At 74.0% G+C, this 22,910-nt stretch carries 15 protein-coding genes; 9 read left to right on the forward strand and 6 right to left on the reverse strand.

Annotated elements, in window-relative coordinates:
- The first annotated feature begins 17 nt into the window (after positions 1-17).
- The 7 genes from ACYVF7_RS12465 to ACYVF7_RS12495 all read left to right on the forward strand — a co-directional run bounded on the left by ACYVF7_RS12465 (position 18) and on the right by ACYVF7_RS12495 (position 13,171).
- Positions 18-2,147: a hypothetical protein gene (locus ACYVF7_RS12465; protein ID WP_460339045.1), complete on the forward strand. Its 2,130-nt coding sequence runs from the start codon at positions 18-20 to the stop codon at positions 2,145-2,147.
- The gene (locus ACYVF7_RS12470; RefSeq protein ID WP_460339047.1) at positions 2,057-3,340 is read left to right on the forward strand and encodes a DUF4132 domain-containing protein; all 1,284 of its coding nucleotides are present in this window, start codon (positions 2,057-2,059) and stop codon (positions 3,338-3,340) included. The genes ACYVF7_RS12465 and ACYVF7_RS12470 overlap by 91 nt, the downstream gene beginning before the upstream one ends.
- Positions 3,337-4,434: an ATP-binding protein gene (locus ACYVF7_RS12475; protein ID WP_460339049.1), complete on the forward strand. Its 1,098-nt coding sequence runs from the start codon at positions 3,337-3,339 to the stop codon at positions 4,432-4,434. Before ACYVF7_RS12470 ends, ACYVF7_RS12475 begins: the two co-directional genes overlap by 4 nt.
- On the forward strand, positions 4,434-7,094 hold the full coding sequence (locus tag ACYVF7_RS12480; RefSeq protein WP_460339052.1) for a DUF5682 family protein: 2,661 nt from the start codon (positions 4,434-4,436) through the stop codon (positions 7,092-7,094). Before ACYVF7_RS12475 ends, ACYVF7_RS12480 begins: the two co-directional genes overlap by 1 nt.
- Positions 7,091-8,236, forward strand: a complete 1,146-nt coding sequence (locus tag ACYVF7_RS12485; protein WP_460339054.1) for a VWA domain-containing protein — start codon at positions 7,091-7,093, stop codon at positions 8,234-8,236. Before ACYVF7_RS12480 ends, ACYVF7_RS12485 begins: the two co-directional genes overlap by 4 nt.
- Positions 8,233-10,956, forward strand: coding sequence for a hypothetical protein (locus ACYVF7_RS12490; protein ID WP_460339056.1), 2,724 nt, complete (start codon positions 8,233-8,235; stop codon positions 10,954-10,956). Before ACYVF7_RS12485 ends, ACYVF7_RS12490 begins: the two co-directional genes overlap by 4 nt.
- Before the next feature lie 268 nt (positions 10,957-11,224).
- Entirely contained in the window at positions 11,225-13,171 is a 1,947-nt protein-coding gene (locus tag ACYVF7_RS12495; RefSeq protein ID WP_460339058.1) for a potassium transporter Kup, read from the forward strand.
- Position 13,172: 1 nt separating this feature from the next.
- Here the strand turns inward: ACYVF7_RS12495 and ACYVF7_RS12500 are convergent, their stop codons facing one another.
- From ACYVF7_RS12500 to ACYVF7_RS12520, 5 genes are all read right to left on the reverse strand, one after another.
- Positions 13,173-14,330 carry an ARPP-2 domain-containing protein gene (locus ACYVF7_RS12500; RefSeq protein ID WP_460339060.1) on the reverse strand — a complete coding sequence of 386 codons (1,158 nt, stop codon included), beginning with the start codon at positions 14,328-14,330 and terminating at the stop codon, positions 13,173-13,175.
- Positions 14,327-15,775, reverse strand: a complete 1,449-nt coding sequence (locus ACYVF7_RS12505) for a hypothetical protein (RefSeq protein WP_460339062.1) — start codon at positions 15,773-15,775, stop codon at positions 14,327-14,329. The genes ACYVF7_RS12500 and ACYVF7_RS12505 overlap by 4 nt, the downstream gene beginning before the upstream one ends.
- A 355-nt stretch (positions 15,776-16,130) precedes the next feature.
- On the reverse strand, positions 16,131-16,838 hold the full coding sequence (locus tag ACYVF7_RS12510; protein ID WP_460339064.1) for an RraA family protein: 708 nt from the start codon (positions 16,836-16,838) through the stop codon (positions 16,131-16,133).
- 297 nt (positions 16,839-17,135) lie between these two features.
- Complete coding sequence (locus tag ACYVF7_RS12515; RefSeq protein ID WP_460339066.1) at positions 17,136-17,780, reverse strand: anthrone oxygenase family protein; 645 nt, start codon at positions 17,778-17,780, stop codon at positions 17,136-17,138.
- On the reverse strand, positions 17,777-18,625 hold the full coding sequence (locus ACYVF7_RS12520; RefSeq protein ID WP_460339068.1) for a Rossmann-fold NAD(P)-binding domain-containing protein: 849 nt from the start codon (positions 18,623-18,625) through the stop codon (positions 17,777-17,779). Before ACYVF7_RS12520 ends, ACYVF7_RS12515 begins: the two co-directional genes overlap by 4 nt.
- Before the next feature lie 80 nt (positions 18,626-18,705).
- Here ACYVF7_RS12520 and ACYVF7_RS12525 point away from each other — a divergent pair, with 80 nt between their 5' ends.
- Positions 18,706-19,692: an AraC family transcriptional regulator gene (locus ACYVF7_RS12525; RefSeq protein ID WP_460339070.1), complete on the forward strand. Its 987-nt coding sequence runs from the start codon at positions 18,706-18,708 to the stop codon at positions 19,690-19,692.
- 193 nt (positions 19,693-19,885) lie between these two features.
- On the opposite strand, the gene ACYVF7_RS12530 is transcribed toward ACYVF7_RS12525, so the two are convergent.
- Positions 19,886-21,082 (reverse strand): PucR family transcriptional regulator, encoded by a 1,197-nt coding sequence (locus tag ACYVF7_RS12530; RefSeq protein WP_460339072.1) that lies wholly within the window; start codon positions 21,080-21,082, stop codon positions 19,886-19,888.
- A 357-nt stretch (positions 21,083-21,439) separates the two neighbouring features.
- Here ACYVF7_RS12530 and ACYVF7_RS12535 point away from each other — a divergent pair, with 357 nt between their 5' ends.
- A complete protein-coding gene (locus tag ACYVF7_RS12535; protein WP_460339074.1) occupies positions 21,440-22,762 on the forward strand; it encodes an aminotransferase class I/II-fold pyridoxal phosphate-dependent enzyme in 1,323 nt (440 codons plus the stop codon).
- Positions 22,763-22,910 lie beyond the last annotated feature (148 nt).

Raw genomic sequence — 22,910 nt, forward strand, 5'->3', positions numbered from 1 at the left:
CCCTACGGTTTCGCGGCATGGAGACCTTCCCCGACCTGCCGGACGAGGACGCCTTCGCCCTCCCGGACGCCTGGCGCAAGCAACTGCATCCGCGACGCGGTGGCCTGCGCGTCGTGCCATCGCCGGCCCCCGAGGCCGACGGGGGGCTCAGCCGGAAGCTGCGATCCGCGATCACAGAGGTGCTTCGTCACGCGACCACCGACCCTGAAGCGGCCGACCGGGGACTCGCCTACCTGAGCGGCTCGGCGAGCCCCCTTGGCGCGGCCGTGGTCGCGACGGCCTTGGCCGCGATCCGCGACGCGAGGCCGTCGAGTTTCGCCGACACCTGGATCGCCGAGCACGGCGCCGTCTTCGCCGCCTGCGCGTTCGCCGATCTCAGCACCCTCGTCGCCGACTGGGACGGCCGTCACGGGTGGCGGGGTGTGCGGTACGCCAGGCCCGGTGACAGCTTCCACTCCTGGTGGGCGCCGATGGCGCGCCGGTGCCGGGCGGCCCTGGTGGACGCCTCCGACGATGAGTACACGGAGGCCGTTGAGCGTCTCGCGGGCTGCCGCAGGACCCCGGTGCAGCGGGTGGCGGTCTCCTATCTCGTGCCGACCCGGCAGGACTGGGTGGACGACTGCTGCGCCAACCCGCCGAGCGACACGGAATGGTCGCTCTTCCACAACCAGTGGATGCTGTTGTGCGCGCTGGGTTCCGCCCACCAGCTCGACCTGCTCGGCGGACGGCTGTCCCTCGGCTGGCAGGAGCGTTCCGCCGGGATCATCGGAACCCTCCTCGAGGGCGTCGGCCCGGCGGCCGCCCCGCTGCTGGCCGCGGCGCTGGACGACCAGGAGGCGAGCAACGACGACCGCAGGCTGGTGCTCGACGCGCTCGCGTTGCTGCCCGTCGACGAGGCGTTCCAGGCCATGATCGACCGCCTCGACCAGAAGCACGTCCAGGCAGCGGCGCTGACCACGATGAAGCGATTCCCGGTCCGGGCGCTGCGGCTGCTGGCCTCGGCGTCCCGGGGCACGTCCCGGTCCGCCGCTCTGGCCGGGGAGCTCCTGCGCGGCCACATGCGGACCAACGCCGAGCTGACCACCGCCGTCCTGCCGGACCTGCCGGCCGAGGCCCACGCCGTCGTCGAGTCGGTCCGCGCCGCTGCGGCGAAGGTCCCCGACGCACCGGCGGAGGCACTGCCGCCGGTCCTGGTCACGCCACCGTGGACCCGCCGGCGCAAGGCCGTGAAACCGGTGGTCATCGAGGGCCTGACGCCGCCGCACGAGCGGCGTGCCGACTGGGCGCCCGGCGAGCGCGAGACCTGGCGCAAGGCGCCCGCGGCCTACTGGCGCGCTCCCGAGGAGACCGACTGGGCGAAGACGGCCGCGCAGTTCCGCAAGGGGGACCTGAACTGGTATCACCAGCCCGGCCTCTTCGTGGACGGGCCCGAGGACCGGGTCCGTCCGCTGGTGGCGGGCTGGCGGCCGACGGACATGTGGGACGCCCCGGCGTGGATGCGGCCGGTCGTCGCGCGATTCGAGCTCGACGCCCTGCCCGTCGCCCTCCACGTCGCCCGGTTGGAGCCCGCCGCCGGCGGTGCCCTGCTGCCTTTCCTGGACACGGAGACGGCGCTGCTGACGGCCGAGTGGCTGATGCGCCTCAAGACGGCCCGCAGACACGCGCTCGCCTGGTTCGGGCGGCACGGCGTGAGCGCCGTTCCCCACCTGGTGCCCGCCGCGCTCGGCAAGGCCGGCCCGGACCGGCGCGCGGCCGAGGGCGCGCTGCGGTTGCTCGCCTCCCGGCACGGCGCCGAGGAGGTCGTGGCGTCCGCGCGGGCGTACGGCGACGACGCGGCCCGGGCGGTCGAGACGGTGCTGGCCGCCGATCCGCTCGAGCTGCTGCCCACCCGGATGCCGAAGGTCGGCGGCTGGGCGGACCCGGCCGCCCTCCCGCAGGTGCTGCTGCGCGACCGCGCGACGGCCCTTCCCGCCGAGGCGACCGGTCACCTGCTCACCATGCTCGCGATCTCCCGGCTCGACGAGGTGTACGCGGGGCTCGACCTCGTCCGCGGGCTGTGCGACCCCGAGTCCCTGACCGCGTTCTCCTGGGCGGTGTTCGAACGCTGGCAGGCCGCCGGCGCGCGGCCAAGGACGGGTGGGCGCTGACCCAGCTCGGCGCGCTCGGCGACGACGAGACCGTACGCCGCCTGACCCCGGTGATCCGTGCCTGGCCCGGCGAGGCCGGCCACAGCAAGGCGGTGACCGGGCTCGACGTGCTCGCGGCCATCGGTACGGACGTCGCGCTGATGCACCTGCACGGCATCGCGCAGAAGGTGAAGTTCAAGGGCCTGAAGGCGCGGGCGCAGGAGAAGATCCAGCAGGTCGCCGCGCAGCTGGAGCTGACCCCCGAGCAGCTGGCCGACCGGCTCGTCCCCGACTTCGGCCTGGCCGCCGACGGCAGCATGACCCTCGACTACGGGCCCCGCCGGTTCGTCGTGGGCTTCGATGAACAGCTCAAACCGTTCGTGACCGACGAGGGTGGCAAGCGCCGCGCGAGCCTCCCCAAGCCCGGCGTCAAGGACGACCCCGACGTGGCCGCCGCCGCGTACAAACGTTTTGCCGCGCTGAAGAAGGACGTGCGTACGGTCGCGGCCGACCAGATCCGGCGTCTGGAGGCCGCGATGGTCACGCGGCGCCGCTGGTCCATGGCGGAGTTCGGTGAGTTCTTCGTCTCTCACCCGCTCGTGTGGCACATCGCGCGCCGGCTGGTGTGGGCGGCGGAGGCCGACGGCCGTACGACGACGTTCCGGATCGCCGAGGACCGTACGTTCGCCGACGTCTCCGACGACGTGCCGGCCCTGCCGGACTCCGCGCGCATCGGTCTCGTCCATCCGCTCGACCTGGGCGACGACCTGGAGGCATGGGCGGAGGTGTTCGCCGACTACGAGATCCTGCAGCCGTTTCCGCAGCTCGGCCGCGTCGTGCACCGGCTCACCGACGACGAGGCGGCCGAGGGCCGGCTGGCGCGTTTCGAGGGTGTCACGGTGCCCGTCGGTAAGGTCCTGGGGCTGGACCGCCGCGGCTGGCGGCGCAGCGAGCCGCAGGACGCCGGCGTCGAGCACTTCATCTTCAAAGAGCTCCCCGACGGCCGGTACGCCGTGATCGACCTGGATCCGGGCATCGCGGTCGGCGCGATCGACGTGCTGCCCGAGCAGAAACTCGACGTCGTCTGGCTGGCCGACGCGCCACAGGACTACCGGCCGAACCGCGGCACCACGCGTCGTTTCGGCGAGCTCGACCCGGTGACCGCCTCGGAGCTGCTCGCCGACCTGACCGAGCTGACCGGGGCGGTCCGATGAGCGCGAGCACCGAAGAGACGCTGCAGCGGCCGCCGGCCGAGGTCCGGTTCGCCGACGAGCTCGAACGCCTGCGGGAGACCGACACCGCGCCGCGCCCGCCGGGCTGGGCGCTCAGTCTGGAGGCGGCGCGCCGGTTCATCGTCGGCGACGACGACCGCGGCATCCGCCGCAAGTTCGTCGGCGACCCGTCGCTGATCGACCGTGCGCTCGTCGCCCTCGCCACGAGCCGGGGCCTCATGCTGGTCGGCGAGCCCGGCACCGCCAAGTCGCTGCTGTCCGAGCTGGTCGCCGCGGCCGTGAGCGGCGACTCCACGCTGACGATCCAGGGCGGCGCGGCCACCACCGAGGACCAGATCAAGTACTCCTGGAACTACGCGCTGCTGGTGTCCGAGGGGCCGTCCACCCGGTCGCTGGTGCCCGCGCCGCTGCTGCGCGGCATGGCCGAGGGCAAGGTCGTGCGCTTCGAAGAGATCACTCGTTGCCCGCTGGAGGTGCAGGACTCCCTGCTGTCCCCGCTGTCCGACCGGGTCCTCGCCGTTCCCGAGCTGGCCGGTCCGGACGCCATGGTGTTCGCCCGCGAGGGGTTCAACATCATCGCCACCGCCAACACCCGCGACCGCGGCGTGAACGAGATGAGCGCGGCCCTCAAGCGCCGGTTCAACTTCGAGACGGTGTTCCCGATCGCCGACTTCGCCACGGAGCTCGACCTCGTGGAGGCGGAGGCCACCCGCCTGCTGGAGCAGTCGGGGGTGGGCGTGCCGCCGCGCCGCGACGTGCTCGAGGTGCTCGTGGCGACCTTCCGCGAGCTGCGCTCGGGGACGACCGAGACCGGCCGGGCCATGGACCGGCCGTCGACGGTGATGAGCACGGCCGAGGCGGTGTCCGTCGCGCACGCTGTCGGCATCCGCGGCTGGTTCCTGCGCGGCGAGGCGGGCGCCCCCGCCGACATCGTCGAGTGCCTGGCCGGCACCGCGGCCAAGGACGACCCCGACGACCTCGCCCGGCTGCGCCGCTACCTCGAGCAGGAGGCGCCACACCGCAAGGGCCGCCAGTGGAAGGCCCTGCACGCCGCCCGTCACCTGCTGCCCGGCTGATGGCGGTCACGTATGTCGGGGTCCGGCACCACAGCCCCGCGTGCGCGCGGCTGGTCGCCCGGACCATCGAACGGCTGCGGCCGGCGTACGTCCTGGTGGAGGGGCCGGTCGACTTCGGCGAGCGGATCGACGAACTGCTCCTCGGCCATGACCTGCCGGTCGCGATCTTCAGCCACTACCGGGACGCGTCGCGGGCGCACGCCTCGTGGACGCCGTTCTGCGCCTACTCTCCGGAGTGGGTGGCGCTGACCGCCGGCCGGGAGTGCGGGGCGCGGGTGCGCTTCATCGACCTGCCCGCCTGGCACCCCGCCTTCGCCGACCGGCGCAACCGGTACGCCGACGCCGAGGAGCGGTACGCCGAGGTGACGCGCAGGCTCTGCCGGTCGTTCGCCGTCGACAACACCGACGCGCTCTGGGACCACCTGTTCGAGGTGGAGCCCGGCGACAACCTGGCGGAACGGCTCGCGACCTACTTCGACCTCGTGCGCGGCGAGTCGGCGGCCGGACCGGACGACACGGTGCGCGAGGCCTACATGGCGCGCTGGATCCGCGCGGCCGCCGCCGACGCGGGGGAGCGCCCGGTCGTGGTCGTCACCGGCGGCTTCCACCGGCCGGCGTTGCGTGCCCTCGCCGAAAAGGGCGACGGGGAATGGCCTGAGGTGCCGCGGCCGCCCGAGGGAGCGGTCGGCGGCAGCTACCTGGTGCCGTACTCCTTCCAGCGGCTGGACTCCTTCACCGGCTACCAGTCCGGCATGCCGTCGCCGGAGTACTACCAGCGGCTCTGGGAGAGCGGGCCCGAGCGCGCCGCCGCCGCGCTCACCGAGATCGTCGTCACCCGGCTCCGCCGACGGCGGCAGCCGGTCTCGACCGCCGACCTCATCGCCGCCCGTACCCTCACCGACGGGCTGGCCCGGCTGCGCGGCCACCGCGTACCCGCGCGCACCGACCTGCTCGACGGCCTGGTCGCCGCGCTCGTCGCCGACGACCTGGAGCACCCGCTCCCGTGGACGGTCCGGGGCCACCTCGCCCCGGGCGCGCATCCCGCCGTGGCCGCGATGGTCACCGCGCTGAGCGGGGACCGCGTCGGACGCCTGCACCCCGGCACGCCCGCACCGCCGCTCCTGCACGACGTGACCGCCGAGCTCGAACGCCTCGGGCTCGACGGCGAAGGCATGGTCGTCCTTCGCCTGACCGGCGACCGCGACCTGCTCCGCAGCCGCGCCCTGCACCGCATGCGCGTGCTGGGCATTCCCGGCGTCGAGCGCGAATCCGGCCCGGCCGCCGCCGAGCCGATGGCCGAAGAACGGTGGACGCTGTCGCCCGGCGAGCACCGGCTCCCCGCCCTGATCGAGGCAGGCGCGTACGGCGCCACGCTCGCCGACGCCGCAGGGGCCGCGTTGGAGGAGCGGACCGCCCAGGCGGGGGCCGATATCGGGCGGCTCGCCACCGTGCTGTTCGACGCCGCACTCTGCGGCCAGGCCGATCGGTCGGAACGGATCGCCGGGACCCTCGCCGCCGGGATCGCGGCCGCGAGCGAGGTCGGAGCCCTCGGCCGGGTGCTGGGCACCGTCCTCGGCCTGTGGCGGCACGACCGGCTGCTCGGCACCGCGGGAAGCCCCCTGTTCGGCGCGGTCATCGGCGAATGCGTCGGCCGCGTTCTGTGGCTGGTCGAGGGCGTACGCGGCGGCCCCGCCCCCGCCGACCTGGAGCGTCTCCACGCGCTCGCCGCGACACGGGACGCGCTGCTGCACGCCGGCGGCCCGCTCGGCCTCGACCGCCACGCCGCGCTCGGCGTGGCCGGACGGGTGGGCGCGAACACCGACGCGCCGCCGGACCTGCGCGGCGCCGCCTTCGGCCTCGCCTGGCGCCTCGGCGGCACGGCCGACCCGGTCCGTGCCGTACGCGGCGTCGCCGGCCCGAAGACCCTGGGCGACTGGCTCGCCGGCCTGTTCGCCCTGGCCCGTGACGAGGTGCTGGCCGACGAGCCCGGCGAGGACACCGCCTCGGCGGGAGACGCTGAGGCGGGGGGAGAGCCCGGACCAGCCGCCTCGACGGCAGAGCCCGAGCCGGCTGCCTTGACGGCAGAGATCGAGTCGGCCGCCGGGCTGGGGGGAGCCGGGCGGGCCGTCTCGACTGGACATGCCGGGTCGGCGGCCTCGACGGCAGAGCCCGAGCCGGCTGCCTCGACGGCAGGGACCGAGTCGGCTGCCTTGACGGCAGGGACCGAGTCGGCCGCCGGGCTGGGGGGAGCCGGGCGGGCCGTCTCGACTGGACATGCCGGGTCGGCGGCCTCGTCGGAGCCTGGGCTGGCCGCCTTGACGGCAGGGACCGAGTCGGTCGCCGGGCCTGGGACATCGCAGACCGGGCGTGGCGGCCCCGGTCTGCTCGGCACGCTGGACGAGCTGATCAGCGGGCTGCCCGAACGCGACTTCCTGGTGGCCCTGCCCGCCCTGCGGCAGGCTTTCGAGTTCTTCCCGCCGCGCGAGCGGGAGATGATCGCCCGGCGCCTCCTCGACCGCCGGGGCGTACGAGACTCGGCCCGGGCGCTGCTGCGGACACCGGCCGATCCGCTGGTGATCGCGGCGGCGATGGATCTGGAGGACAGAGTGGACCGGCTGCTCACCGCGGAGGGTCTCATGGCAGGAAGGGAACCGGCGTGACCGAGCCCGACCCGGATCTCGAGCGCTGGCGGCTCATCCTGGGCGCGCCCGCCGAGCGTCACACCGGCGCGCCGACCGGCGACGCGGCCGCCCGCGACGCCGCCCTGGACTGGCTGTACGGCCGCGATCCGGACCTGGAACGCCGTGGCGTACGGCGCGGTGGGGTCCGGCCCGAGGACCGGCAGGGCGGGTCCGGGCCGTCGGTGGTCACCACCGTCGACTGGCTCGATGACGTCCACCGGCTGTTCCCCAAGGAGACCATCGAACGGCTCGAACGCGACGCCGTCGAACGGTACGAGATCCACGAGGTGGTCACCGACCCCGCCGTCCTCGAACGCGTCGAACCCGACCCGGCGTTGCTGCGGGCGGTCCTCCGCACCAAGCACCTGATGAACCCCGAGGTGCTCGCCCTGGCCCGGCGAATCGTCGAACAGGTCGTCCGCGAGCTGATGCGGCGGATGGCGACGGAGGTGCGCCAGGCGTTCCACGGCACCCGGTCTCGGCGGCCCAGCCGCGCGCCCCGGGCGCGCGACTTCGACTTTCACGGCACGATCCGGGCGAACCTCGCCCACTATCGGCCCGAAGAGAAGCGCATCCTCATCGAACGTCCCCGCTTCCTGTCCCGGACGCGACGGCATCTCGACCAGTGGCAGCTGATCCTGCTCGTCGACCAGTCCGGTTCGATGGTCGGCTCGGTGATCCATTCCGCCGTGACCGCCGCCTGCCTCTGGGGCCTGCCCGGGCTCAAGACCCACCTCGTCGCGTTCGACACCGCCGTCGTCGACCTCACCTCCGACGTGACGGACCCCGTCGAGCTGCTGCTCAAGGTCCAGCTCGGCGGCGGCACCGACATCGCGCGCGCCGTGGAGTACGGCGCCAGGCTGATCGAGAACCCGCGCCGGGCGATCGTCGCCGTCGTCACCGACTTCTACGAGGGAGGCGACGAGTACCGCCTGGTCCGTACGGTCCGGGAGATGGTGGGACAGGGCACCCAGGTGCTCGGCCTCGCCGCGCTCGACGAGGACGCGAACCCCTCCTACGACCGGGATCTCGCGCGCCGCCTGGCCGCCGTCGGCGCCCACGTCGGAGCGATGACCCCGGGGCAGCTGGCGGAGTTCGTCGCCGAGAGGATCGGCCGATGATCCGCGCCGACCTTCTCGCCCTGACGCCCGACGCGCTCGCCGCCCTCGCCAACCGAGGACTCGTGAAGCGCGCCACCAAGGAACTCGACGCCGGGAACGCGCCCGCGCTGGATGTCACCCCGGACGGCACCGTCCACGGTCGCTTCCCCGACGGGTCCGAGGCCACGCTCCCGGCCGGCGGCGGGCTGGAGGGCGCATCCTGCACGTGCGCCGCCACCGGCGTCTGCCGTCACCGGATCGGCCTGATCCTGGCCTACCAGCGGCAGGCGGCCGAAGGGGGAAGAGCGCCCGACGCGGAGAGCACCGCACGCGGAGAGGCGCGCACCGCACCGGTGGGCACCGCACCCGGCAAGGGAGCCATCGCGGGTGGCGAGAGGAGCGCGCCGGATCCCCCGGCCGATGAGACGGACGCGCCGGGTGCTCGGGCCGCGAAGATGGGGGAGGGTAGTTCGCCGACCGCGCCGGCGGGCATCGCGTCCGGCAAGGGAAGCATCGCGGGTGGCGAGAGGAATGCGCCGGATCCCCCGGCCGATGAGACAGACGCGCCGGGTGCTCGGGCCGCGGAGATGGGGGAGGGCACTTCGACCGCGCTGGCCGGCGGTGCGGGTGCGGTGGGCCATCCGGCCGAAGCGACGGGCGACGGCGTGGAGTCGACCCTGGCCGACCCGCACGACCCCGTCGACCGGCAGGACCTGCCCGCCCCGGCCGACCGGCCCACCTCGGCCGACGTTGCCGACCGATCCGCTTTGGCTGACTTGCCCGCCCCGACCGACCGGCCCGACCGGCCCGCTTTGGCTGACCTGGCCGACCTGCCTGACCCGGCCGATCGGCCTGCCTTGCCCGACCGGACCGACCCGCCCGACTTGCCGGACCGGCCCGCTAGGGCTGGCCAGCCCGCCTTGGCCGGCCGTCCCGACCCGGCCGACCTACCTGACCGGCCCGCCTTGGCCGACCTGCCCGACCCGGCCGACCCGGTCGGCGCGGCCGGGGCCGGGGCCTGGGCCGCTGACTTCAGCGGAGTCGCCGGCCCACCTGGGAACGTCGGTCCCCCGTCGTGGTCCCCGTGGTCACCGGGCGCCTTCGACGATGAGGCGCTGACCCGCACCCTCGGGCAGCGGGCGCTGACCGCGGCCCGCCGGACATACCGGGCGGGCTATTCGGCGCGGATCCGCCGGCCCACCCCCGCCGACCCGGTCGCGGCCGTCGAGCTGCCCGCGTGCACGGTCCGGTTCCTCGTGCCGGGGGAACTCGGGTACGTGCACACCGACGCCGCCACCGGGCTGCGCGGGGAAGTGATCACGCTCGCGGTCTGGGCGTTCCGGGCGGCCGACGAGCGCGGGTTGCGAGGGGAGGATGTACGGGTCGACGTAGGCGGCCGGACCGGCGGTGGGCCGGGGCGCTCGGGGCTGGAGGCCGTGGTCGGGCTCGTGGACGAGGTCCTCCTCGAAGGCGCCGTGCACGCCGGACCGCTCCAGCCGGCGGCGCTGCGCCGAGCGTCCCGGGAGCTGACCGCCCGCAACCTGCACTGGCCCGCCTCGGCCCTGGACGATCTCACGGAACAGCTCGCGGCTTACCAGGACCGGGCCGCACGGTACGCCCCGGAGACGCTCGCCGGGCTGCTGGCCGAGGTCCATGCCCGGCATCGTGCCGCCCGGCACCCGGGCGGCCTGCCACGTGCGCAGGTCCTCGGCACCGACGAGTCGGCGGAGACGCCGTTGCGGCAGGTCCGGCTCACCGCGCTGGGCTGCCGTGTCGGCGGCACCGAGGACGAGCGCACGGCCGACGTCTTCCTCGCCCATGCCCACAGCGGCGTGGTCCTCGTGCTGAAACGGCGTTGGGAGATCGCCGAGGGACAGGCTCTGACCGGCGGTGACCTGGCCTCGCGCCGGATCCTCGGTTCGACGCTGGGCTCGCTCGCCGCCGCCAACGTCGTCTCCGAGAACGCCTCCCGCAGCGCCGGCCGCGTCGTCCGGCTCGCGGCCGGGTGGGTGTCCCGCACGACGGTCACGCCGGCGGGAGCGGCCTGGAAGGACCTGCCCGGTTCCGTTCTCGTCCGTGACCTACAGGCGCTCGACCGGGAGGTGGCGGCGTTGCCTCCGGCCCTCATCCGGCCGCGGGTCGAGGCCGAGCTGATCCGCGTCGTGGAGGCCGTCGCGGTCCACGAGATCGGCTACGACCCCGGCGGTCAGCGGCTGGAGGCGGTGATCGCCGATGCGAACGGCGCGACGGCCGTCGTGTCCGCCGTTCACAGCCCGTACCGCCCGGGGGCGCTCGACAGCCTGGCCGAGGCGCTGAAGGAGCAGGCGGCCGGCCCGCTCCTGCTCAGCGGCGCCGTCCGCCGTACCGGAGGCTCCCTCGTCCTCGATCCGATCGCCGTCATGGCGGGCGGGGCCGTGATCGTGCCGGATCTGGCACCGGGCGCGGGCGGTGCGGCGCTCGACCCGTACGCCGGGCGGCAGGCGGATCCACTGGGCGCGGCGCTGGACGACGCCGTCGCAGCCTGCGCCGACGCGGCGCACCGGGGACTCCGTCACGCCACGGACGGCGTCCGTACACGCGTCGAGAAGGCAGCGCACGGGCTGCGCCGCGTCGGCCTGCGAACTGCGGCCGACCTGGTCGCCGGACTCGGAACGGCGCTGCGGAGCGATGACCCGGACCGGATGACCGGTGCGTGGATCGATGCCTGGGTTCGCCTCGCGGCTCTCGTGGAGTTGCGATGACCCGGACCGGAGGACGGTGCGTGGGCCGATGCGTGGGTCCGCCTCGGGGCGTTTGTGGAGCCGCGATGACCCGGACCGGAGGACGGTACGTGGATCGATGCCTGGGTCCGCCTCGCGGCCCTTGTCGAGTTGCGATGACACAGACCGGAGGACGGTACGTGGATCGAAACCCGGACCCGCCTCGCGGACCATTCTCGAGGTGCGATGACGCGCCGCCGTTCGACCCCGGTGCGCATGTTCCTTGTGCGAGTCAGGTACTTATGGCCTCATGACCGATTCTGCGCTGCGGGATGCCCCGTCCGAATCCGAGCCGACCGGGTCCGGGCACGGCTCAGGGCTTTGGACGCTGATGCTCGGCGCCCTGGGCGTCGTGTACGGCGACATCGGCACCAGCCCGCTGTACGCCCTCCAGACCGTCTTCTCCATCGACAACGGCGCGGTGCGGCCCACGAGCGGTGACGTCTACGGCGTGATCTCGATGGTGTTCTGGTCGGTCACGCTCGTCGTCTCGGTGAAGTACGTGACGTTCATCCTGCGTGCCGACAACGACGGCGAGGGCGGCGTGATGGCGCTCGCCGCCCTGGTCCGGCGGGTTCTCGGCGACGTCCGCGGCAAGGCGGCGGTGGCGATGGCGCTCGGCGTGTTCGGGGCGTCGCTGTTCTACGGCGACAGCGTGATCACGCCGGCCATCTCGGTGCTGTCGGCGGTGGAGGGCCTGAAGGTGTCCACGCCCGGCATCTCCCACCTGGTCCTGCCGATCGCGGCGACGATCGTCGCGCTGCTGTTCGTGGCGCAGCGGTGGGGGACACACCGCGTCGGCGCCTTGTTCGGGCCGGTCATGGTGGTCTGGTTCCTGGCGATCGGTGTGGCGGGCCTCGGTGAGGTCCTCCGGAAACCGGGCATCCTGCTCGGACTCTCGCCCACGTACGCCGGCGCGTTCGTGATCGACCACCCGTACATCGCGTTCATCGCGATGGGCGCCGTGGTGCTGACGATCACCGGTGCGGAAGCGCTCTACGCCGACATGGGCCACTTCGGCCGCAGCCCGATCCGGCGGGCCTGGTTCGCCGTGGTCTTCCCGGCGCTGACGCTGAACTACCTCGGCCAGGGCGCGCTGATCCTGCGTGATCCCAAGAGCGTGACGAGCCCGTTCTTCCTGCTGATGCCCGGCTGGGCGCGGCTGCCGATGGTGATCCTCGCGACGGCGGCCACGGTCATCGCCTCCCAGGCCGTGATCACCGGGGCGTTCTCGGTGTCCCGGCAGGCCGTGCGGCTCGGCTTCCTCCCGTACCTGCGGATCCGCCACACCTCGCCGCGTGAGATCGGGCAGGTGTACGTGCCCGCCGTCAACTGGATCCTGTTCGTCGGCGTGCTGGCGCTGATGTTCGGCTTCGAATCCTCCGAGCACCTGGCGACGGCGTACGGCGTGGCGGTCACCGGGACCCTCATCATCACCACCGCGCTGTTCCTGGTGGTGGCGCGGGCGCACTGGAACTGGCCCACCTGGCGGCTCGTGGTCTTCGGGGTCGTGATCGGCGGCGCGGAGATCACCTACTTCGCCGCGAACCTGACGAAGGTCACGCACGGCGGCTGGCTGCCGCTGCTGATCGCGATCTCGGTCTTCACGGTCATGAAGACGTGGGAGCGCGGCCGGGAGATCGTCACGGCCCGCCGCAACGCCAAGGAGGGCCCGCTGCCGGAGTTCATCGAGAAGCTCCGGGAGAAGAAGGTGACGAAGGTGCCGGGCACGGCGGTCTTCCCCCACCCGGGCAAGCAGACCACGCCGCTCGCCCTGCGGGCCAACCTCGACCACAACCACGTCGTGCACGAGCACGTCGTGATCGTCTCGGTGACCTCGGAGAACGTGCCGCACGTCCCGGTCGCGGAGCTGATCACCGTCGACGACCTCGGCTACCACGACGACGGCGTCGTCCACCTCACCGTGCGGTACGGCTTTCAGGACGAACAGGACATCCCCGCCGCCCTGCGCATGGCGGCGGCCAAGCAGCCGCGTTCCGAGCTCCTCGACATCGACCCGGACAACGCGTCGTACTTCCTGTCCCGGGGAACACTGCGGCTCACCGGCGAGCCCGGCATGCGCAAGTGGCAGAAGAAGCTGTTCCTGGCGCTGGCGCACAACGCCGCCAGCCCGGCGGAGTACTTCTGCCTGCCCGAGGCCCGCACGGTCGTCATGGGCACCCAGGTCGACCTCTGAGTCAGCCCCGGCCGCTACCGCGCCGCAGCCGGGCGCGGTAGTGGTCGCGGACGTCCTGGCGGAGCAGGTACCCGAACCCGGCCGCCTCGATCCGCCGGACGAGCTCCGTCTCGGTCGCGCCGAGCGCGGCGGCCGTGGCGGACAGCCGCCAGTCGCAGGCGGCGAGCCGGGTCAGCAGGTGGCCGCGCCGGACCTGGTTCTCCGACAGCCGGAACGTCTTGAGGTACGCGAGCCGGCCCGCGTCGTCGTCGATGAGCTCGCCGATGTGCTCGTCCCGCTGCCGCTCGAAGGAGGGCATCACCCGGGACAGGCGGTACGGCCCCATCTCGTAGACGTGCTCGTACGTGTAGTCCCCGCCGAGCAGACCGCCCGCCATCACCTCGTCGTGGAACGCCGCCCACTCGTCCTGCCGCGCGCGGGCCGCGGCGCGGAGGTCGGCGAGCGAGCGCACCGCCGTGTCCTCGATGCGGGCGCGGAACTCCGGCACCGGCCGCCCGTACATCGCGTACTGGTGGATCAGCTCGCCGTACAGGTCGTGGACCAGCGTGGGGTGCAGGGCCCGGTAGTCGTCCGGGTGCGGCACGACGAACGCGGCGGCGAGCGCGTCCGACACGTAGACGAGGACGCCGCACTGCCCCGGGTGGATCTCGAAGACCCGCAGGGCGTCGGCCAGGCCCCGGACGGCGGCGCCCGTGTAGGCCTCCTCCGCGCGCGGCGACAGCCCCTTGCGGAGCGCGCGCTCCGACCACTCCACCCAGGCGATCGCCGGCCCGCCGAAGTGCAGCGCGAGGTACCCCTCCAGCGCCAGGTGCAGAGGCAGGAACCGCAGCCGGTTCTTGTCGACCCGGCGCGCCATCCGGCGGTGGAACCGCAACGGCATCCGGGCCGGCGCGCGGTCGTCCGACGCGTCCCGCAGCTGGGTGCCGTACGCGGCGGCGGGCGTACCGTCGTCGGTCCAGGTCGCCACGAAGCCGTGCGGGATGTAGGACCAGTAGCCGGTCCGCCGGCCCACCGCGACGACGCCGGTGTCCGCGTCGTAGAGGCGCGACGCGAGCCGCAGGTCCTCGATCGGCTCGTCGCGGACCAGCGGAACGAGACGGACGCCGCCCCACACCTGCGCCGGCCGGGTGACGAGCCCGTTCAGCGACAGATCCGTCATGGGACCTCCTTCGCCGGTGGGTCCTCCTGGAGGAAGTCCGCGACGCGCCGCGCGAGGTGGGCGCGTAGCTCCGGCAGGCCCGTACGGCCCTCCGCGAACTGCGCCAGCTCCACCAGCGCGACCAGGTTCTCCGCGTCCCGGATGCCGGCGGTGGGGACGGTCGGAGCCAGCCGCCGCACGTCGAAGTCGGCGGCGTCGTACACGGGGTTGAGGTGGACGACGCCGCACGCGTGGGCCGGGTCGAGCCGGGTACGCCAGATCCGCAGCACCTCGCCCGCCAGCCCCGCCGGCGCGTTGTCCCACCCGTCGGAGACGATGACGAGCCGATCCGGAGCGAGCTCGAGGCCGTCGAGGATCCGCTCGCCGAGCGGCGTCGGCCCGTACGGCCGGGCCGTCAGCGCGTCGGCGCGGCCCGACAGCCACAGCGGCGCGTAGTCGGCGGCCAGCGCCTCCAGCAGGAAGTGGCAGGCCAGGGCGACGGCGAGGGGCCGGCGGCGCTTCTGCCCCGAGCCGTACGCCGAGAAGCTGTCGTCGAGCACGGCGGCCACCGTCCCCCAGCGCCCGGCCTGCTCGCCGGCCGTACGGCGGGCCGCCGAGCGCAGCGCCCCGGTCAGCTCGGCACGGCGGCGCTCCCGGTCCTCCAGGGGCAGGGCGAGCACGTACGACGCGAGCCGGGTCAGCGGCATCGTCGTCAGGTCGGCCCGGACCGCATCCGCCTCATGCGCACGCGCGGACTCCTGCAGGCGCAGCCGCTCCAGCCGGGTGAGCCGGGGCGCGATGCGCTCCAGGAACGCCCCGCGCGGCACCCCGTGCCGGGCGGCGAACCCCTCCGCCACCGTGTACGGCAGGTCGTACAGCGCGGCCTTCTCGTAGTGGGCGCGCCGCCAGGTCTCCAGGATCGGCGTCGCGTAGGCGGCGCGCCGGCCCCCAGCGAACAGGAAGGGACCCAGCTCCCCGCCCGGCGTCAGGTGCGCGTGCCGGACCGCGTCCTTGACCGCGGAGCGGTACTTCACCGCGTCGAACGCCGGGTCCGGCCGGGCCGCCATCCAGTCCCGGATGATCGCGCGGGTGCGCCGGTTGTTGACCCGGGCGCGCCGCAGGTCGCGGAACAGCCCGTACACCCGCTGCGGCGGCAGCAGGGCGAGCCGTCGCGCGATCAGCCGGCCCTCCGCCCGGCGCTGCGCGGGCGCCGCCTCCGAAGCGGTGACCAGGAGGTTCCGCGCGATGACCACCGCGTTGTGGTCGTTGACGTCCAGGGCGAGCGTCGCGGCGTACAGGTCGCGGTAGTTGCCCAGCAGGTACTGGTGCAGGAAGCCCAGCGAGAGACCCTGCTCGTCCGCGCCGGAGTGGAACTCGCGCTGGCCGGTCGACGTGATCGCCGCGTTGACGAACAGCAGGACGTCCTCGGCGGCGATCAGGTCCGCGCCGGTCTCGTCGCGCGTCACGCTGGGAGCCCTTCCGGTCGAGAGAGGCCGGCCGGGGAATGGGGGCACGAACTGCGAATCATCGCTTCACAGGCGGGTTCCGGAAGTCGCACCGTAGTCCCGCGGCCGGCCCCGGAACGGTAACACCGCCGTCATGCCCACCTCACCCCGATTTCCGGCACCGCACCCGGTATGCGTCGGGCGCCGCCGCTCTACGGGAAGGCGCCCGACGGCGCCGCTCGGCGCACGGGCGTCAGGCAGCGTCGCTCGGCGGGTACGCGTCGGCCAGCGTGGCTGTGCGTGTGGGCGTCGCCCGGATCGCAGGTTCGGGCAGCGTCGCTCGGCGAGTGTGCGCCGGGTGCCGTATCGGGCGGCGTCACTCCTCGATGGCGCCGCCCACGGAGCGCAGATGTTCGCGGAAGGTCAGCGACGGATTCTCGCGGCGCGCGGCGAGGTAGGCGGCGAAGCCCACCTGCTCGCGCAGCGAGACGCCCGCGCGGATCCGGTCGGCCTGGGCCCGTTCGGTGTCACGGATCCGCTCGGCGATCGCGAAGAGGTTCTCGGCCTCGGCGGCCGGCACGAACAGCACCCCGTCGTCGTCACCCAGGACCAGGTCCTCGCGGCTCACGACGTGGTCGCCCACCGTCGCGGACTCCAGCACGTCGGCGGGCCGGTCACGGAGGCTGAGCGGACCGGTCGAGATCGCGCCCAGGCTGAAGACCGGGAGCCCGATCGCCCGGATGTCGGCGGTGTCGCGGTGCAGGCCCCAGATCGCGATGCCCGTCAGGCCTGCCGCCTCGGCCTCCAGGACCACCAGGTCGCCGACGCACGCCTCGTCGAGACGCCCGCCGTTGTCGACCACCAGCACGTCACCGGGATCCGCCCCCTCGAACGCCTCCAGGAAGATGTCGACGCTGCCGAGATGACGGGCTGGACAGGCGCGCCCCAGCAGGCGGTCGCCGGGTTCGACGGCGCTCATCGGCGCCGGGGCGCAGCGCACGGGGAGACCGGCGCGGATGCACGCGTCCGCCAGGTGCGCGGTGGTCAGCGTCACGAACCGCTTCCGGAGATCCTGCTGGTCCATCCGTGGTTCCTCCCTACTCACACGGTCCGCGAGGCGGGCACGGACTCGCCCGTCTACGCGCCGCGACACAGCGTCTCACGGGCGGTCTTCGCCGTCGGCGTACGACCCCGCCGCACACCCACCCCTCACGCCCGCGCCGCCACGGACCGGCGGGGAACTCGAAGGCGATCGCTGGGCGTCTCCTCTCGGTCCGCGGTCGGAACCGCCGGGCGCGTCTCCCGTATGCGCCCGACGGTGAGTGACGGCGGCGAGCTGCCATGGTTCTCGGGGGCCCGCCGACCGGCGCGGGCCGCGCCCTCAACGTGGGCCGAGTCCCGGACCGGGGCCGTACGCGGGTGGCGGTCCGGCGTCGTACGGGTTGCTGCCCGGCCGGACATCGTAGGGAGCGGGCCGGTGGTGCATCGGGGCGGCCGATCCCGTGGGACGGCCTGCGGGGCGCGGGTCGTCGCGGTGCGCGCCGTACAGGACCAGAGCCCAGGCGAGGCAGGCGAACGCGGCGAGGTTGGCGACCGCGCGCACGATGTTCCAGGCGACCCAGCGGCCCTCGAACTGATGGCGCACGGCGGCCAGGTGGGCGATGTGGCGCGGATCCCCGGCCTTGTCGAGCTGGTTGTTGAGGGGGACGTTGATCCCGCTCGTGACGAAGAACATCACCAGGTAGAGCACGAGGGCGGCGACGATCCAGGGCAGAGCCGGCCGCCCGTGACCGCGCCAGGCCAGCACGGCCGCGCCGATGAGGAACACCAGCGAGCCGAGGAAGCAGGACATGAACCAGCCGTTCAGGATCGCCCGGTTGATGTTCTGCATCGCCTCGACGAACGTACGGTCGCCGCCGCGGTGCAGGGCGGGCATGACCGCGTACGCGAAGGCGGCGAACAGCCCGGCCATAAGCCCGGTCGTGACGGTCCCCGTCAGCAGCAGGGCGGTCTGCAGAGTTCTCATTGCTCGGCTCCGTTCCAGATGCCGGTGGCGGCGGTACGACGGGCGAAGTCGCGGAAGTCCGCGGGTGGGCGGCCCAGGGCGCGCTGGACGCCGTCGCCCAGGTGGGCGTTGCGGCCGTCGAACAGCGTGGTGAACAGGTAGGTCAGCAGGTCGACGGCCTCGCCCGGCACGCCCTGGGCACGCAGGCCGGCCGCGAAGGCGTCGGGGGCGACCGAGACGTACCGGATGTCACGGCCGGCCGCCTCGGCGATCTCGGCGACCGCGTCGGCGAACGTCAGCAGCCGGGGGCCGGTCAGCTCGTAGATCTGGCCGGTGTGCCCGTCCTCGGTGAGCGCCGCGACCGCGACGTCGGCGATGTCGTCGACGTCGACGAACGGCTCGCCCACGCCGCCGGCCGGGAGCACGACCTCTCCCTCCCGGACCGGGTCCACCAGCTCGCCCTCGCTGAAGTTCTGGGCGAACCAGGCGCATCGCAGGACCGTCCACTCGGCGCCCGCATCGGCCAGGGCCTTCTCGCAGGCCTGTGCCTCCTCCTCGCCACGGCCGGACAGCAGCACGAGCCGCCGTGTCCCGCCGGCCAGCGCGGTCTCGGTGAGCCGGCGGATCGCGCCGACCGCGCCGGGCACGGCCAGGTCCGGCTGGTAGGAGAGGTACGCCGCCGCGGCGCCGTCGAGCGCGGGCGCCCAGGTGCCCGGGTCGGTCCAGTCGAACGGGGGTGAGCCCGAGCGGGAACCGACGCGTACGGGCAGTCCGCGCTCCTTGAGCCGCTCGGCGACCCGGCGGCCCGTCTTGCCCGTGCCGCCCAGGACCAGGATCGTCTCGCCATCTCGCGTGATCGGTGTCATGGCTCAATTCAAGGCCGCGAGAGTGAGACCGAACATGGCTGAAGCTATTCAATTCATGTTCAATCGTCTACAGTCGGGCCGTGGACGTCGTCGCCGGTCTGCTCAACGGCCCCCGCGCGCAGGGGGCGTTCCTGCTCCGTTCGTCGCTCGTGCCACCCTGGTCGCTGCGCGTCCAGGATGAGGCGCCGCTGACCCTCGTGGCCGTGGTCCGGGGCACGGCCTGGGTGATCCCCGAGGGCGGGGCGGCCACGGAGCTGCATCCGGGCGACGTCGCGATCCTGCGCGGACCGGACCCGTACATCTTCGCCGACGACCCGGTCACGTCGCCGCAGGCGGTCATCCACCCCGGCCAGCGCTGCACCGCCCCCGACGGCAGCGAGCTGTCGGACCTGACAGACCTGGGCACCCGCACCTGGGGCAACACCGACGACGGCGCGACCATCCTGATCACCGGCACCTACCAGGTGCTCAGCGAGATCTGCCGCCCGCTGCTGGACGCGTTGCCCCCGCTCGTCGTGCTCCGGTACGACGCCTGGGACAGCCCGCTCGTCCCCCTGCTGGCCTCGGAGGTCGTCAAGGACGAGCCAGGTCAGGACGCCGTCCTGGACCGGGTCCTCGACCTGCTGCTGATCGCCGTCCTGCGCACCTGGTTCTCCCGGCCCGAGGCCGACCCGCCGCCCTGGTATCGCGCGCAGAGCGACCCGGTCGTCGGCACCGCCCTGCGTCTCCTGCACGACGCCCCGGAGCGCCCCTGGACCGTCGCCAAGCTCGCCGTCGAGACCAATGTCTCCCGCGCGGCGCTGGCGCGCCGGTTCGCCGAGCTGGTCGGCGAACCGCCGATGGCCTACCTCACCGCCTGGCGTCTCGCCCTCGCCGCCGACCTGCTGCGCGACCCGGAGCTCACCATCGGCCAGGTCGCCGAGCGGGTCGGCTACGGCAGTTCGTTCGCGCTCAGCACCGCGTTCAAGCGGGTCCGGGGCATCAGCCCCCGCGAACACCGCGCCGAGGTCGCCCGTACCCCGCAGCCGATCGCGGCCACCACCCCCTGGCAGCGCCGCCTCGCCTGAGCGGCGGCCCGGCCGTGCGGCGGGCGGACCGTCCGGCGGGCGAGCCGTTCGGTGAACGCGCGCCTGCCCGACGACAAGGCCGGCGACGACGTGAGCAGTGGTCGGCGAGCCATCCGACGCACGAAGCGGTTCGATGAGGGCGCGGGTGGGCGAGGCAGCCGGGCGAGGGCGAGGGCGAGGGCGCGCGAGGTGGTCAGGTGAGGGTGCGGCGGGCGAGGCGGCGGCTCTTCAGGGCCAGGTGTAGTTCCAGGCGGACGAGGCCGTCGGCGAGGTCGGCGCCGAGCAGGCCGGCGGCGCGGTTCAGCCGGTAGTACAGGCTCGTGCGGTGCAGTCGCAGCCGGGCGGCCGTGCGCTGCGCGTCGCCGCCCAGGTCGAGGTAGGTCTCCAGGGTCCGCGCCAGCATGCCGCCCGAGCCTCCCGCCCGGTCGAGCGGGGCGAGCACGTCGTCGGCGGGCGGCGGCGAGGCGTGCAGCAGCGAGCGGTAGGGCCCGAGCCGGGACCACGGCAGCGGCTTCGGGAGCGCGGGATCCAGCACGGCGAGTTCGGCCGCCGCGAGCGCCTGCGCGTACGCGGCGCGGGCCGTGCCGGCGGCGTACGGCGCGGGCTCGCCGGCGCCCACGGCGAACCGCGTCCCGGTCGGTGCCGTCGCGTCCTCCGTCACCTCGCCGACCGCGCGCAGCGCGCCGCACACGTCCTCAAGGTGGCGGAACAGCGCCACGGCGTGCGTCGCGCCGACGAAGGAGCCGACGTACGCGGGGTGCCGGCGGAGCGCCGGGGACATCGAGGCGGTGAGGCGCTGGAAGTCCGCGGAGGTGAGCGCTGCGACGCTCTCCTCGCCCGGCCGGTACGGCACGGCCGCGCAGACCTGGATCGTGGCGCCCACGAGTGCCGGGACCGCGGCGGCCAGGCGGTCGCGGGCGTCGGTGCCGGAGTCCTCGCCGAGGAGCCGCCGGACCAGGCCGTCCACGTCCCACTCGAGCGGGGGACCGGATCGCCGCGCGAGAACGTCGGCGAGGTCGTGGGCGCAGCGCAGGGCCGCGGTGACCGCGGTGTCGTCCAGCGGATCGCCGGGCTCCAGCACCCAGAGGTAACCGAGGCACCGCCGATCCTTGCGGATCGGTACGCAGACGCGCGGCGCCATGCCCAGGTCCGGGTTGGCGGGGACCCGGACCGGCCCGGTGGCCTCGGCGATGCCGTGCCGGTTCTGCCATTCCTGGATCGCCGGAGCGACCTGCCGCGACAGGATCGAGGTGACGCGCGCGGCGTCGGCGCCGGCGTCCTGCGCGCTGTAGGCGACGAGCCGGCCCTCGGGGTCGTCGACCGACACGCCGTGCCCGATGCGGGCGGCGAGCGCGTCGAGCTCAGCCTGGAGTCCACCGCCCGGCTCCACCGCCACCTCCCATCACGTCGCGCCGCCGCTCACGGCGCCTTCCCGGCCCGTGCGGCGCCCGCCCGTCCGTGCGGCGATGCCCGCCCGGCCGTGCGGCGCCCGGCCGGCCGCGCGGCGATGGCCGGCAGGGATCGCCATCGCCACCCGGGCGCCTGCCGTACCGGCCCGCGATCGCCGCGGTGACGGCCGGCCGGCACGCGCCGTACGGGCAGACCTCCTGCGTTCCTACAAGTGTAGGAACGGCGGCGCGCAGGTCCGGGCGTGCGTCCGATGCGCCGGGCGGCGATGGCGATCTACCGTCGCGGCGTACGGCCGGCGCACGCCGGCGGCCACCTCGTACGGTCAGGAGAGCACCCGATGGCTCGTTCCCTCGCGTTCCGTCCCTGGGTTCCGGCACCGAGCGAAGAGCGGGTCCGGGCGGTGTCGGAGTCCGTCGCCGACCGGCCGGCGCCCGCCGTGCTGGCCGAGATCGACCGGCTCGTCGCCGAGAACCACCGCATCCACGACGTCGAGTCGATCAACCTCAACCCGGCGACCAACGTCATGAACCCACGGGCCGAGGCGCTGCTGTCGGCCGGACTCGGCTCCCGGCCGTCGCTGGGCTACCCGGGGGACAAGTACGAGACGGGTCTGGAGGCGATCGAGCAGATCGAGGTCGTCGCCGCCGAGCTCGCGGCGGAGGTCTTCGGGGCCCGCTACGCCGAGGTCCGGGTCGGGTCGGGTGCGCTGGCCAACCTCTACGCGTTCATGGCGACCTGCCGGCCCGGTGACACGATCATCGCACCGCCGCCGAGCATCGGCGGGCACGTCACCCACCACGGTCCGGGCGCCGCCGGGCTGTACGGGCTCACCACGGTGCCGGCGCCCGTCGAGGCCGACGGCTACACGGTCGACGTCGGCGCCCTGCGCGCGCTGGCCGAGGAGACGCGTCCGGCCTTGATCACCATTGGTGGCAGTCTCAACCTGTTCCACCACCCGATCGCCGCCGTCCGGGAGATCGCAGACTCGGTCGGTGCGCGCGTGCTCTTCGACGCCGCCCACCTGTGCGGCATGATCGCCGGTCGGGTGTGGCCGCAGCCTCTCGCCGAAGGGGCGCACCTGATCACGATGAGCACGTACAAGAGCCTGGGCGGCCCGGCGGGCGGGCTCATCGTCACCGACGACGCCGAGCTGACCGAACGCCTCGACGCGATCGCCTACCCGGGCCTGACCGCCAACTTCGACGCGGGACGCACCGCCGCGCTGGCCGTGACCATGCTCGACTGGAAGGTCGCCGGGCGGGCGTACGCCGAGACCATGGTCGCGACCGCGCGCCGGCTGGCCACGGAGCTCACCGCGCTGGGCGTGCCGCTTTTCGCCGCCGAGCAGGGCGCGACCCGGTCGCACCAGTTCGCGATCCGAACGCCCGGGGGCGGGCAGCGGGCCGCGCGGCGCCTGCGCCGGGCGAACCTCCTCGCCTGCGGCATCGGCCTTCCGACGCCTCCGGTCGACGGCGATGTGGGCGGTCTGCGCGTCGGCACCCCGGAGATCGTGCGGCTCGGGATGACCGAGGCGGACATGCCGGTGCTGGCCTCGTTCATCGCGCGCGGCCTCGACCCGGACGCCGAGCCGGAGACCGTCGCCGCCGAGGTCACCGAATGGCGGACGGGGTTCTCCGGCGTTCACTTCACCGCCGGGTGACCGCGCCCGCGCCGTACGGACGGGACGCAAACGTTTACAGCGAGCATTCGGTTTACCAACCCTGCGCCGTTGCTTTGTCACATTCACTGCTTCTGGCTCGTTAGTTACTCACCTACCGTCGGGTTCGGATCCTCCCGCCAGAAAGGGG

Source organism: Actinoallomurus acanthiterrae, from assembly GCF_054775715.1.